Annotated in this window: 12 protein-coding genes; 2 read left to right on the forward strand and 10 right to left on the reverse strand. The window is 58.3% G+C overall.

What is annotated here, in order from left to right; translation table 11 throughout:
- Positions 1–99: 99 nt before the first annotated feature.
- The 5 genes from hutH to hutI form a co-directional block, all read right to left on the reverse strand.
- The gene (hutH, locus tag H2Z33_RS01000) at positions 100–1,620 is read right to left on the reverse strand and encodes a histidine ammonia-lyase (protein ID WP_015571090.1); all 1,521 of its coding nucleotides are present in this window, start codon (positions 1,618–1,620) and stop codon (positions 100–102) included.
- Positions 1,617–3,305, reverse strand: coding sequence for a urocanate hydratase (gene hutU / locus H2Z33_RS01005; protein WP_003858533.1), 1,689 nt, complete (start codon positions 3,303–3,305; stop codon positions 1,617–1,619). The genes hutH and hutU overlap by 4 nt, the downstream gene beginning before the upstream one ends.
- A gap of 127 nt (positions 3,306–3,432) precedes the next feature.
- Positions 3,433–4,167: a histidine utilization repressor gene (locus H2Z33_RS01010; RefSeq protein ID WP_017384945.1), complete on the reverse strand. Its 735-nt coding sequence runs from the start codon at positions 4,165–4,167 to the stop codon at positions 3,433–3,435.
- Between the two features lie 19 nt (positions 4,168–4,186).
- A complete protein-coding gene (gene hutG, locus H2Z33_RS01015) occupies positions 4,187–5,125 on the reverse strand; it encodes a formimidoylglutamase (RefSeq protein ID WP_058700483.1) in 939 nt (312 codons plus the stop codon).
- Entirely contained in the window at positions 5,122–6,345 is a 1,224-nt protein-coding gene (hutI, locus tag H2Z33_RS01020; protein WP_033486381.1) for an imidazolonepropionase, read from the reverse strand. The genes hutG and hutI overlap by 4 nt, the downstream gene beginning before the upstream one ends.
- A 223-nt stretch (positions 6,346–6,568) precedes the next feature.
- On the opposite strand from hutI, the gene H2Z33_RS01025 reads away from it, so the two are divergent.
- Positions 6,569–7,852 carry a putative acyl-CoA thioester hydrolase gene (locus H2Z33_RS01025; protein ID WP_063134801.1) on the forward strand — a complete coding sequence of 428 codons (1,284 nt, stop codon included), beginning with the start codon at positions 6,569–6,571 and terminating at the stop codon, positions 7,850–7,852.
- A gap of 103 nt (positions 7,853–7,955) precedes the next feature.
- Here H2Z33_RS01025 and pgl read toward each other — a convergent pair whose 3' ends face one another.
- On the reverse strand, positions 7,956–8,951 hold the full coding sequence (pgl, locus tag H2Z33_RS01030) for a 6-phosphogluconolactonase (protein ID WP_015571095.1): 996 nt from the start codon (positions 8,949–8,951) through the stop codon (positions 7,956–7,958).
- A 119-nt stretch (positions 8,952–9,070) separates the two neighbouring features.
- Here pgl and H2Z33_RS01035 point away from each other — a divergent pair, with 119 nt between their 5' ends.
- Positions 9,071–9,889 (forward strand): pyridoxal phosphatase, encoded by an 819-nt coding sequence (locus H2Z33_RS01035; RefSeq protein WP_063134800.1) that lies wholly within the window; start codon positions 9,071–9,073, stop codon positions 9,887–9,889.
- Here the strand turns inward: H2Z33_RS01035 and modC are convergent, their stop codons facing one another.
- The 4 genes from modC to H2Z33_RS01055 all read right to left on the reverse strand — a co-directional run bounded on the left by modC (position 9,890) and on the right by H2Z33_RS01055 (position 12,744).
- Positions 9,890–10,948, reverse strand: coding sequence for a molybdenum ABC transporter ATP-binding protein ModC (gene modC, locus H2Z33_RS01040; protein WP_017384950.1), 1,059 nt, complete (start codon positions 10,946–10,948; stop codon positions 9,890–9,892).
- Positions 10,948–11,640: a molybdate ABC transporter permease subunit gene (gene modB, locus H2Z33_RS01045; protein WP_003858545.1), complete on the reverse strand. Its 693-nt coding sequence runs from the start codon at positions 11,638–11,640 to the stop codon at positions 10,948–10,950. The genes modC and modB overlap by 1 nt, the downstream gene beginning before the upstream one ends.
- Complete coding sequence (modA, locus tag H2Z33_RS01050) at positions 11,637–12,413, reverse strand: molybdate ABC transporter substrate-binding protein (RefSeq protein WP_017384951.1); 777 nt, start codon at positions 12,411–12,413, stop codon at positions 11,637–11,639. Before modA ends, modB begins: the two co-directional genes overlap by 4 nt.
- A gap of 178 nt (positions 12,414–12,591) precedes the next feature.
- A complete protein-coding gene (locus H2Z33_RS01055; RefSeq protein WP_003858549.1) occupies positions 12,592–12,744 on the reverse strand; it encodes an AcrZ family multidrug efflux pump-associated protein in 153 nt (50 codons plus the stop codon).
- Between the last annotated feature and the right edge of the window lie 19 nt (positions 12,745–12,763).

Below are 12,763 nucleotides of genomic sequence, written 5' to 3' on the forward strand. Positions count from 1 at the left end.
GCGGGCTGATGCCCTCACCCCGGCCCTCTCCCACAGGGAGAGGGAGAAAACCTAACAATTCCCTCTCCCTGTGGGAGAGGGTTAGGGTGAGGGTAAAAATCACAGCACCGAAGGTAACAGCCCCACCAGCCGTCCTTCCTCCAGAAGCTGCATCGCCTTATCAATATCCGGCGCAAAGAAGCGGTCGTCATCGTAGTGCGTAACGTGCTCGCGCAGTTCCTGGCGCGCCTGCTCCAGCAGCGGGCTGGATTTTAGCCCTTCGCGCAAATCAATACCCTGACACGCCGCCAGCCACTCCACCGCCAGCACGCCGCGGGTGTTAGAGGCCATCTCCCAGAGGCGACGCCCGGCAGCCGGGGCCATCGAAACGTGATCTTCCTGGTTGGCTGAGGTTGGCAGGCTGTCCACGCTGTGCGGATGCGACAGGGCTTTGTTCTCGCTTGCCAGTGCCGCGGCGGTGACCTGGGCTATCATGAAGCCCGAGTTCACGCCGCCGTTGCGCACCAGGAATGGCGGCAGCTGGGACATGTGCTTATCCATCATCAGCGCGATTCGACGCTCAGACAGCGCCCCGATTTCGGCAATCGCCAGGGCGATATTATCTGCGGCCATCGCCACCGGCTCGGCGTGGAAGTTACCGCCAGAAACCACCTCGTTTTCCTGAGCAAATACCAGTGGGTTATCGGACACCGCATTGGCTTCGACCAGCAGCACTTCTGCCGCCTGGCGCAGCTGCGTCAGGCATGCGCCCATCACCTGCGGCTGGCAGCGCAGGGAATACGGATCCTGCACCTTCTCACAGTTGTGATGCGAATCGGCAATGTCGCTGGTATCGGTAAGTACGTGGCGGTACATGGCAGCGGCATCAATCTGCCCGCGCTGGCCGCGCACCTCGTGGATGCGGGCATCGAACGGACGACGCGAGCCGAGCACCGCCTCAGTGGTCAGTGCACCGCACACCACCGCCGAGGCGAACAGATCTTCCGCTTCAAACAGACCGCGCAGCGCGAAAGCGGTCGACGCCTGCGTGCCGTTGAGCAGCGCCAGCCCCTCTTTTGCCGCGAGGGTGATCGGCGTTAAGCCAGCTTTTTTCAGCGCCTCTTTCGCAGGCAGCCACTCCCCTTGCCAGCGCGCCTGGCCTTCACCCAGCAGGAGCAGCGACATATGCGCCAGCGGCGCCAGATCGCCGGAGGCGCCGACGGAGCCCTTCGCCGGGATCCACGGATAAACTTCCGCATTGACCAGCGCCATCAGCGCCTGGATCACGCTCAGACGAATGCCGGAAAACCCACGCGCCAGGCTGTTGATTTTCAACACCATCATCAGGCGGACGATCTCATCGTCCAGCGGCTGGCCAACCCCCGCCGCGTGCGACAGCACCAGCGAACGCTGTAAATTCTCCAGATCGTGCGTGGCGATGCGGGTCTGCGCCAGCAGGCCAAACCCGGTGTTGATGCCGTAGGCGGTGCGCCCCTCCGCCACAATCGCCTCCACGCAGGCCACGCTGTCGTTAATGGCACGGTGGGCGCTTTCATCAAGGGAGAGTGTCACCGGCTGACGCCAGACGTGACGCAGCTGTTTGAGCGTCAGCGAGCCGGGAGTAAGTGTTAACGCGTTCATGCAGGCTTTCCTTGTGTGGCGGGGATCATCGGCAGGTTCAGGCCCTGCTCTTTGGCACAATCAATGGCAATCTCGTAACCCGCATCCGCGTGACGCATCACGCCGGTTGCCGGGTCGTTGTGCAGCACGCGAGCGATACGCGCGGCCGCTTCATCAGTTCCGTCACAGACGATGACCATCCCGGAGTGCTGGGAGAAGCCCATCCCGACGCCGCCGCCGTGGTGCAGCGACACCCAGGTCGCGCCGCTGGCGGTGTTCAGCAGGGCATTCAGCAGCGGCCAGTCGGAGACCGCATCCGAGCCGTCGCGCATGGCTTCGGTTTCACGGTTCGGACTGGCGACAGAGCCGGAGTCCAGGTGGTCGCGGCCAATGACGATCGGCGCGGAGACTTCGCCGCTGCGCACCATTTCGTTAAAGGCGAGGCCGAGTTTTTGCCGCCACTCCAGCCCGACCCAGCAGATACGCGCCGGCAGGCCCTGGAAGTTAATGCGTTCGCGCGCCATATCCAGCCAGCGATGCAGGTGTTCGTCGTCGGCGACAATCTCTTTCACTCTGGCGTCAGTTTTGTAGATATCCTCCGGGTCGCCGGACAGGGCAACCCAGCGGAACGGCCCAATGCCGCGGCAGAACAGAGGACGGATATAGGCGGGCACGAAGCCGGGGAAGTCAAAGGCGTTATTCACCCCCATCTCTTTCGCCATCTGGCGGATGTTATTCCCGTAATCAAAGGTCGGAATACCCATCTTACTGAAGGCCAGCATCGCGGAGACGTGTTCCGCCATGGCGCGTTTAGCCGCCAGTACCGTGCCCTCAGGATCGGTTTCCGCTTTTTGCTGGTAGTCTTCCCACGTCCAGCCTTTTGGCAGATAGCCGTGGAGCGGATCGTGAGCGCTGGTCTGGTCGGTGACCAGATCCGGACGCACGCCGCGCGCCACCAGTTCCGGCAGAATATCCGCCGCGTTGCCGCACAGGGCAACCGACACGGCTTTGCCTTCAGCGGTGTACTTTTTGATGCGCGCCAGCGCGTCATCGAGGTTGTCGGCCTGTTCATCGACATAGCGGGTACGCAGACGGAAATCGATGCGGCTCTGCTGGCACTCAATGTTCAGGGAGCACGCGCCCGCCAGCGTCGCGGCCAGCGGCTGCGCGCCGCCCATGCCGCCCAGTCCGGCGGTGAGCACCCAGCGGCCTTTCAGTGATCCGTTATAGTGCTGACGGCCCGCTTCCACGAAGGTTTCATACGTGCCCTGCACAATCCCCTGGCTGCCGATGTAGATCCAGCTACCCGCGGTCATCTGGCCGTACATGGCCAGCCCTTTTGCGTCCAGCTCGTTGAAGTGTTCCCACGTTGCCCAGTGCGGCACCAGGTTGGAGTTGGCAATCAGCACGCGGGGCGCATTTTTATGGGTTTTGAATACGCCAACCGGTTTGCCGGATTGCACCAGCAGCGTTTCGTCGTTTTCGAGATTCGTCAAAGACTCAACAATCGCGTCATAGCACGCCCAGTTGCGCGCGGCGCGGCCAATGCCGCCGTAGACCACCAGCTCGTGGGGATTTTCTGCTACCTCAGGATCAAGGTTGTTCATCAACATGCGCAGCGGTGCTTCGGTGAGCCAGCTTTTTGCGGTGAGCGTGGTGCCGCGCGCGGCGCGGACATCCTGCTTGCGGTATTTATCTGACGACATTGTGTGTTCCTCATAAGGGACAGGTGATGCATTTAGATATACTTGTATAGACAAGCACACACAAGGTCGGATTTAACAAAAAAGATACAATTTTGCTATATTGCGTTAGCGATCACGCTTATAAAACTTATGACATAAAGTGGCCCTGCAACCGGTAGCGATTCCCCGGGAATAGCAGCTTCGCATGCGACACAATTTGCGAGGACGACCAGGTACGACGGCGGATCAGCAGACAGGGATCGTGCTCTTTAATACGCAACAGCTCGCACTCCTGCGGCGTGGCGCGCACGGCTTCCACGATATGCTCCCCTTCCGTCAGCGGGGCGACGAGCGAGAGATACGCATGCGGTGTGGTTTGGGTGTAATCCTGGCTCAGGTAATCCGGTATCCGCTCCGCGTTGACGCAGCGATCTTCAATCTGGACCGGAATGTCGTTCTCATAATGCACCATCACCGAATGGAAAATCCGGGTGCCCTCGGTAACGTTCAGCTCGATGGCTTGTTCGGCGCTGGCCTGCGTCTCTTCAAGCACCAGCACCTCGCAGTGGTGCTGATGGTTGCGGGCGGCAATTTCATCGGCAATGCTGCGGATTTCAAACAGCGCCGACTGTCCTTTTGGCTCGGCGACAAAGGTTCCGACACCCTGCAAACGCACCAGCAACCCTTCATCGGTCAGTTCACGCAATGCGCGGTTGATGGTCATTCGGCTAAAGCCAAACTGCGCCACCAGCTCGGCCTCGGACGGAATGCGGTCGTGCGGGCGCCAGACGCCGGCGGCGATTTTTTCGCTGATCGCCTGCTTCACCTTTTCGTAAAAAGGCGCGGGAGGGCTCGGCTGCGGCAGGGGCGAGCGTGAAAACATCATGACTCCTTGAATGTTGTTATGCCCACCAGTGAGCAATTTGCCAGGCCAGTCGGGCGGCGAGCTTAGCGCCCTGACCGTCCCGATCGTAGTGCGGATTAAATTCCACCAGATCCGCCGCCTGTAGTTTACCGCTTCGGCAGATACGCTCAATCACCGGGAACAGATCCAGCGCCGGGATCCCCAACGCCGCAGGGGCGGACACGGCGGGCATTTCTGCGGCAGGCAGCACATCAAGGTCAACGGTGAGATAAACCCGGTCTGCCTGCGCAAGCACGTTATCCAGCACGGATAGCGCATCCCGGCGAAAATCGAGATCTTCAACCAGCGTCACGTTCAACCGCTCAGCTTCCTCCCACAGCGCCTGAGTATTCGCCGCACGGCTTACCCCCAGGCAGGCGTAGTGAAACACCCGCGACTGAGACGCGCAGTAGTGCGCCAGCTGGCGGAACGGCGTGCCGGACGTTGCCCGTTCGGCCTTGCGTAAATCGAGGTGCGCATCCAGGTTGATCACCGCAAGGCGATCGTTCGGAAAGGCGTCCAGCACGCCGCGCCCGTGCGCCCAGGCGGTTTCATGTCCACCACCGAAAACCAGAGTACGCATCCCGGATTGCTGGCACGCGGTTATGGCCTCGCTCAGCGCCTGCTGTGCCGCCTCCAGCGCGTGGCCTTCAACATAAATAGCGCCCATATCCACGAGGCGCGCATGCCCCTGATGGCTCGCCATATTCGCCAGCGCGCCACGCAACACATCGGGCGCCTGTGCAGCACCGGGCCTGCCCTGGTTACGCTTAACCCCTTCATCACATTCAAAGCCCAGCAGGGCGATGCCTGACGGCGCGGGAGAAAAGTGTTCGCGCTGCTGTATGGTCTGGAAGAGACGTTTCGCGGTGCTGGACTCGGCGCTGTCGTCACGACCCTGCCAGACCTGCGGAGAGACGGGATGCCACAGTTTCATGCTACCTGCCCCCGAAACACGCGTTGATACATAGGATTCCGCCCCGGCTCGTAAACCATCTCAACCGGATGATTCGCCTCCCAGACGACGAAATCAGCCACATAACCTGGCTTTAACTGCCCGTGCGTCGCACCACGTCCTAGCGCCTGCGCCGCATGCCGCGTCACGCCAGCCCAGGCCTCTTCCGGCGTGAGGCCAAACTGGACGCAGGCCATGTTCATTGCCAGATGCAGGCTGGCAAACGGGCTGGTGCCCGGATTGTAGTCGGTAGCCACCGCCATCGGCACGCCCTGCTCTCTCAACTGCGCCACCGGTGGACGCTGGCGCTCCTGAAGAAAATAGAACGCGCCGGGGAGCAATACCGCCACCGTGCCGCTTTGCGCCATCGCCTGAATACCTGAATCATCGAGATACTCAATATGATCGGCCGACAGCCCTTTATACTGGCTGACCAGCGCCGCGCCGCCGAGATTCGACAGTTGTTCTACATGCCCTTTTACCGGGATCCCGAGCGCGGCGGCGGCCCGGAACAGGCGCTCGGTTTGCGCCGGGGTAAAGCCGACGTTTTCACAAAACACGTCCACCGCTTCAAATAACTCTTTTTGCCACAGCGTGGGCATGATCTGCTCACAGACCAGCGCCAGATAGGCATCCGGATCCTGTCGGTACTCGGCAGGAACGGCGTGCGCGGCCAGCAGCGTCGGGCTGATATCGACCAGATTATTCAGGCTGAGCTGGCGGGCAACCAGCAGCATTTTCTCTTCGGCTTCGGCATTCAGTCCGTATCCCGATTTGATTTCAACGGTCGTTACGCCTTCATTCATCAGCCGCTGGAGTCGCTGCTGCGCCACCGTCAGGAGCGTTTCCGGCGAACTGTTGCGGGTGGCCGTGACCGTGGCGTTAATTCCGCCGCCCTGCGCGCTAATGGTCTGATATGACACGCCGTTAAGCCGTTGCTCCCATTCCGCTGCGCGATCGCCGCCGAACACCAGATGGGTGTGGCAATCGATCAGGCCGGGGGTAACCAGACGCCCGTCGAGATCGACACACTGACGATGCCCGGAGGGGATCTCGGATTCAGGAATAATGGCCAGAATCGTCTGGCCGCGCACAACGAGGGCATGTTGTTCTCTCAGGCCGTAGGGCTCCGCCTCACATGTCGCCAGGGTTGCCAGTCGCGCATTTCGCCATATCACATCATCGGGATGAAGCTGCTGCATGTGCCTTCCACTTGTCATGGGTTGTATAGACATTTATTTTCATCTGCCGCCTGCTGTCAACCGCATTGGGGGAAAATGTTATTTATTTGTGATGACTTTCCCGTCGCCTGCGGGCAAAAATGCAACTTTTCCGGTTTTTATCTTCCCGTTTCGCTCAACTTAGTATAAAAAAGCAGGCTATTTCGTCTATCCAGATAAGACTTGCATACCCAGGAGCATTACCTTGAATATTTCCAGGATTTCCCGTCTGGCGTTGGCACTCGCCTTTGGCGTGACTTTATCCGCTTGCAGTTCAACACCACCGGATCAGCAACCTTCTGAGCAGGTTGCTCCGGGCACCGCTTCCCGTCCGATCCTGTCAGCGGATGAAGCGAAGAACTTCACCCGTGCGCACTATTTCTCGGCGATGGATCCCAATGCAGCCCCGTGGACGCCTTCTTCTATTAACCTGCCGAAACAGCCAGACTTCGTTGTCGGCCCGGCCGGGGCAGAGGGCGTTACACACACCTCTATTCAGGCAGCCGTTGATGCCGCAATCACCAAACACAGCGCATCTCGTCAGTACATTGCCATCCTGCCGGGTGAATACGAAGGAACCGTTTATGTTCCGGCGGCACCGGGAAGCATTACGCTTTACGGCCTGGGCGAAAAAGCGGTCGACGTAAAAATTGGCCTGGCGATTGATTCAGAGATCGACAGCACCACCTGGCGCCGTCTGGTGAACCCGGCCGGTAAATACATGCCAGGTAAACCGGCGTGGTATATGTTTGATAACTGCCAGCGCAAGCGTGCCGCCACCATTGGCGTGATGTGTTCGGCGGTATTCTGGTCACAGAACAATGGCCTGCAATTGCAGAACCTGACCATTCAGAACACCCTGGGCGACAGCGTTGACGCAGGTAATCATCAGGCCGTGGCGCTGCGTAGCGATGGCGACAAAGTACAGATTAACAACGTCAATATCCTGGGCCGCCAGAACACCTTCTTCGTGACCAACAGCGGCGTGCAGAATACCCTTCAGAACAACCGTCTGACGCGTACTCTGGTCACCAACAGCTACATTGAAGGCGACGTGGATATGGTCTCTGGCCGCGGCGCGGTGGTATTTGATAACACCGACTTCCGCGTGGTGAATTCACGTACGCAGCAGGAAGGTTACGTCTTTGCCCCGGCCACGCAGTCTAACCTGTTCTATGGCTTCCTGGCCGTGAATAGCCGCTTTACTGCTGCTGGCGATGGCGTGGCGCAGCTTGGTCGCTCTCTGGACGTGGACTCCGCCACTAACGGCCAGGTCGTGATCCGCGACAGCGTGATTAACGAAGGCTTTAACATGGCAAAACCGTGGGCGGATGCGGCGATCTCGAAACGTCCTTTCTCCGGCAACACCGGCACGGTGGATGAGAAAGACAACGTGCAGCGTAACCTGAATGACGCTAACTTTAACCGCATGTGGGAATATAACAACCGCGGTCTGGGTAGCAAAGTGGTTGCTGAGCCGAAGCAGTAAAATGCCTGCTGCCGGGTGGCGGCTGCGCCTTACCCGGCCTACCTCATGCATTAACCGCGCATAAAAAAACCTCGCGTTTGCGAGGTTTTTTTTCGTCTACGGATCAATGAGCGTTAATCACAACCCACATCGGCCCTTGTCCGACCGCATAGCGTCCTTTCTCTTCCAGTAGACCCTGCACGCCCTGGATTTCATAGAGCGCAATGTGGTGGGATTTCTGCCCCGCCGCAATCAGGTATTTGCCGCTGTGATCGACATTAAAGCCGCGCGGCTGGGTTTCTGTCGGCTGGAAGCCTTCAACTGCCAGAACGCTGCCGTCTTCAGAGACGCTGAAGATGGTGATCAGACTGGAGGTACGGTCACAGGCATACAGGTGACGGCCATCCGGCGTAATGTGAATGTCTGCCGCCCAGCGTGTGTCGGAGAAATCAGATGGCATCATGTCCAGCGTCTGTACGCACTCGATCTGCCCGTTAGGATCGTTCAGTTCCCACACGTCTACCGAGCTGTTCAGCTCGTTAACGACATAGGCATACTGCTGATTCGGGTGGAAGACCATGTGGCGCGGGCCTGCGCCTTCCACGGTGGTGACTTCCGCCGGGCTCTGCGCGACCAGATGGCCGTCATCGCTCAGGGTGAACAGGCAGATGCGGTCCTGCTTAAGCGCTGGCACCCACAGCGTGCGGTTATCCGGCGAAATGTTGGCGGAGTGGCAACCTTCTAGCCCTTCTACCACGTCGACGGTTTCAACGGGAATACCGTCTTCCAGGCGGGTGACGCTCACGCAGCCTGCATTGTAGGAGCCGCTGAAGATAAAGTTGCCTTTATGGTCAGTGGAAATATGGGTCGGGCTGCCCGGCAGCGGGGCTTCTGCGGTATAGGTCAGCGCGCCGTCATCCGGGGAGATACGGTATGCCAGTACGCGGAATTCCGGGCGTACGCCGACATAAAGAAAACGTTTATCCGGGCTGACGACCATCGGCTGCACCTGGCCTGGCACATCAACAACCTGAACCAGCGTAAGCGAACCTTCTGTATTCAAACGCCAGACATGGATCTGCTGACTTTCAGGACTGGCGGTATAAACGGTTTGTTTCATGAATACTCCTGATTATTTTTAACGGTGAATGCTGAATTGTAGTCCGGGATTTTGCAGGGTTCCGCTCTCGGTGTACCATCCCGACAGACCTTAAATTCAACATTAACCCGGAAGAAAAAATGACCTCGCGAGTGATTGCCCTGGATTTAGACGGAACACTGCTTACCCCTCAGAAAACCCTGCTCCCCTCTTCTCTTGAGGCCCTCAAACGAGCCCAGGAAGCGGGGTATCAACTTCTCATCGTAACGGGTCGACATCACGTAGCCATTCATCCTTTTTATCAGGCACTGGGCTTAGATACACCTGCAATTTGTTGTAATGGCACCTATTTGTATGATTATCAGGCAAAAAAGGTTTTAGCCTCCGATCCGCTTCCCGTTACGCAGGCGCTGCAATTGATTGATTTACTGGATGAGCACGCCATTCACGGCCTGATGTATGTGGATAACGCCATGGTGTATGAACGCCCTACCGGCCATGTGATCCGCACCAGCAACTGGGCTCTGTCTCTGCCGGAAGCGCAGCGTCCGGTGTTCACTCAGGTTTCCTCCCTGCGCCAGGCGGCGGAAGACGTCGACGCAATCTGGAAATTTGCCCTGACCGATGTAGACACCGCCAAACTGAATACCTTCGCAAAACATGTCGAGCATACGCTGGGTCTGGAATGTGAATGGTCCTGGCACGATCAGGTGGATATCGCCCGCAAAGGCAACAGCAAAGGAAAGCGTCTGACCCAGTTCGTCGAATCGCAGGGCGGATCAATGCAGGACGTAATTGCCTTCGGCGATAACTATAACGACATCAGCATGCTGGAAGCGTCCGGAACGGGCGTGGCGATGGGTAATGCCGATGACGCGGTGAAAGCGCGCGCTGACGTGGTGATTGGCGATAACACCACCGACAGCATCGCGCAATATATTTATACCCACCTGCTGTAATCAGGCGGTTATGGAAACGCTCTTGATTTGCGCGTAAAGCCACAGGCCAGGCTTGATGCCCAGCTCATCCCTGGCCCACGGGCTGATGCGCGCCCACAGCGTTCTGTTGCCTACTTCCAGCTGCACTTCCACCTGGCCGTTATCATCAAAACACTGCGCCACTTTTGCGCGCAAAATATTGCGGATACTGGTTTGCAGCGGCGGTTGCAGGACCAGGGAGACATCCGACGCCTGAATGCGGATCCGTAACGTGGACTGAATCGGCGTATCGATTTTATTCACCCACAAATGCTGATCGCCCAGCGCCAGCGCGGTCATCGCGTAGTGCGGATGGTGCTCCAGCACGCTCACCTTCAGAATGCTGCTCTGCTGCTCCTTTGGCAGCCATGGATGCATAACACTGCTGCCCCACACCTCCTCCAGATTGCCGAATGCCTTCACCCTGCCCGCTTCCAGCACCAGCACTTTGTCGGCCAGATGTAAAATCTCATCCAGCGAATGGCTGACGTAGAGCATTGGCACATTGATTTCCCGCGCCAGACGTTGCAGATACGGCAGCAGCTCGCGCTTGCGCGGAATATCCAGCGAGGCCAGCGGCTCATCCAGCAGCAACAGTTCCGGCGCGGTTAACAGGGCGCGGCCAATCGCCACGCGCTGTTTTTCACCACCCGACAGCGACGACGGCAGACGATCCAGCAGCGGTTCGATGCCCAGCAGCGCCACCAGCTTATCGAACTGTCCGGCCATGCTTTTTGCCATGCCGTAACGCAGGTTCCCGCGAACGCTGTAGTGCGGAAACAGGCGCGCATCCTGAAACACATAGCCGATACGGCGTTTGTCCGGTGACAGGCAGACCTTCTTCTCCGCGTCATTTAAGACGCGGTTATTTAACACAATACGGCCAGACTGGGGACGCGTCAGGCCGCTAATCGCATTAATCAGCGACGTTTTCCCCGCCCCGGACACGCCAAAAATGGCGGTGATACCGCTGGCAGGCAGCGTTTCGTTCAGCGTCAGGGTGTGGCTGCCCAGGGTTTGCGTAAAGTTGAGTTCCAGCATCACGATTTCCCCATCCGTTCACGGCTGAGGCGCGCCAGCCACTCAGATACCAGCAGCGAGACCAGAGCGAGCACAATCGAAATAATACACAGCCGGGCCGCCGCACCTTCGCCGCCCGGGGTCTGAATCAGGGTATACATGGCCGACGGGATGGTCCGCGTCTCGCCGGGAATGTTCGACACAAAGGTGATGGTCGCGCCAAACTCACCCAACGAGCGGGCGAAGGCTAACACCGTACCGACGATAATGCCCGGTAACGTGAGCGGAAGCGTAATGGTCAGGAATACCCGCCAGCGGCCTGCGCCCAGCGTGCGGGCGGCCTGTTCTAACCGGATATCCACCCCTTCCAGCGCCAGGCGGATAGCGCGCACCATCAGCGGGAAGGACATTACTGCCGCGGCCAGAACCGCGCCGCGCCAGCTGAAAGCAAAGGTCAGTCCGAACCAGTCGTACAGCCATTCGCCGATAAAACCGCGCCGCCCCATGGAGATCAGCAGCAGATATCCGACCACCACAGGCGGTAAGACAAGCGGAAGATGGAGAACACTGTCGAGCAGGGCTTTGCCTGGAAACTTCACGCGAACCAGTAACCAGGCAAAGAACACCCCAAAGGGCAAACTCAGCGCAACCGCCAGGGAAGAGACTTTCAGGCTCAGCAGCACGGCCTGCCATTCAGGTTCGGTCAATATCATTCGTGAGTCGTAAATCCGTAACGTTTAAAGATCGCGGACGCTTCCGGCCCCTTCAGGTAGTCAACAAAGGCCGTCACGGTCGCATTTTTATGTCCATCAACTATCGCAACAGGATATTCTACTTTCTTATGCGAGTCTTCCGGGAAGGTGCCCACCACCTTCACACCTTTACTGGCGACGGCATCGGAGCCGTAAACGATCCCGAGTGGCGCTTCGTTACGCTCCACCAGCGCCAGCGCGCCACGCACATCTTCTGCGGGAGCCAGCTTCGGCGATAAGGTCTCCCATGCACCCAGTTTTTGTAGCGCTTCTTTCGCATAAATCCCGGCAGGAACATGCTCCGGATCGCCTACCGCCAGACGGCCACCGTTGAGCAGACGGGTCCAGTCCGTCTGTTTGTTGATGGCGATGTCGTCCTGCTTGCTGTTTGTGGGCGCGACCACCACCAGGCTATTTCCCAGCAGCGTTTCGCGGGTAGCCGTATCAACAGATTTTTTCTCCACCGCGTAATCCATCCATTTCTGATCGGCAGAGATGAACAGGTCCGCGGGTGCCCCCGCTTCAATCTGGCGGGCCAGCGTGGACGAGGAGGCAAACGACGAGACCACCTCGACGTTTTTCTCTTTTTTGTATACCGCAGCAATATCCTGCATCGCGTTAGTCAGCGACGCCGCCGCAAAGACCGTGATTTTTCCTTCATCCGCCAGTGCGTGGGCGGTGAGTGAGAGAGTCAGCGTTGCCCCTGCGAAAAGGCGTACCCATGAACGTGCCATTTGAAGCTCCTGTGTGTATCGTTATATACAAATAAATATAACGACATATCGCAGGCGTTCCTAGCGCTAAATCGTACCCATTAATGCGTAAACTCAAGGAACGTTGTAAAAGATATCGGCGGGAAAGGAATAAACTTGAGAGCAAAACGCCCGGGCTGGCCGGGCGTTTTGGAGGAAATCATTGCTGCTTTTTAGGCTGGTCACGACGATGACCAATGTTCGAAAAGACGTTGAACACTTCACCCAGGCCGTAGATGGCACCGAGGATGATAGCCATCACTACTGGCACCATGATTACCGCGAATACCAGACTTTTCAACAACTCTAACATGGTTTTCTCCAGATCTTGT

Source organism: Enterobacter sp. YSU (assembly GCF_016082135.1).
Taxonomy (GTDB): domain Bacteria; phylum Pseudomonadota; class Gammaproteobacteria; order Enterobacterales; family Enterobacteriaceae; genus Enterobacter; species Enterobacter hormaechei_C.

Excerpts from the sequence above, each read along its gene's own strand:
- hutH (WP_015571090.1), bottom strand. The coding sequence starts at position 1,620 with ATGAACGCGTTAACACTTACTCCCGGCTCGCTGACGCTCAAACAGCTG.
- hutU (WP_003858533.1), bottom strand. The coding sequence starts at position 3,305 with ATGTCGTCAGATAAATACCGCAAGCAGGATGTCCGCGCCGCGCGCGGC.
- H2Z33_RS01010 (WP_017384945.1), bottom strand. The coding sequence starts at position 4,167 with ATGTTTTCACGCTCGCCCCTGCCGCAGCCGAGCCCTCCCGCGCCTTTT.
- hutG (WP_058700483.1), bottom strand. The coding sequence starts at position 5,125 with ATGAAACTGTGGCATCCCGTCTCTCCGCAGGTCTGGCAGGGTCGTGAC.
- hutI (WP_033486381.1), bottom strand. The coding sequence starts at position 6,345 with ATGCAGCAGCTTCATCCCGATGATGTGATATGGCGAAATGCGCGACTG.
- pgl (WP_015571095.1), bottom strand. The coding sequence starts at position 8,951 with ATGAAACAAACCGTTTATACCGCCAGTCCTGAAAGTCAGCAGATCCAT.
- H2Z33_RS01035 (WP_063134800.1), top strand. The coding sequence starts at position 9,071 with ATGACCTCGCGAGTGATTGCCCTGGATTTAGACGGAACACTGCTTACC.
- modC (WP_017384950.1), bottom strand. The coding sequence starts at position 10,948 with ATGCTGGAACTCAACTTTACGCAAACCCTGGGCAGCCACACCCTGACG.
- modB (WP_003858545.1), bottom strand. The coding sequence starts at position 11,640 with ATGATATTGACCGAACCTGAATGGCAGGCCGTGCTGCTGAGCCTGAAA.
- modA (WP_017384951.1), bottom strand. The coding sequence starts at position 12,413 with ATGGCACGTTCATGGGTACGCCTTTTCGCAGGGGCAACGCTGACTCTC.
- H2Z33_RS01055 (WP_003858549.1), bottom strand. The coding sequence starts at position 12,744 with ATGTTAGAGTTGTTGAAAAGTCTGGTATTCGCGGTAATCATGGTGCCA.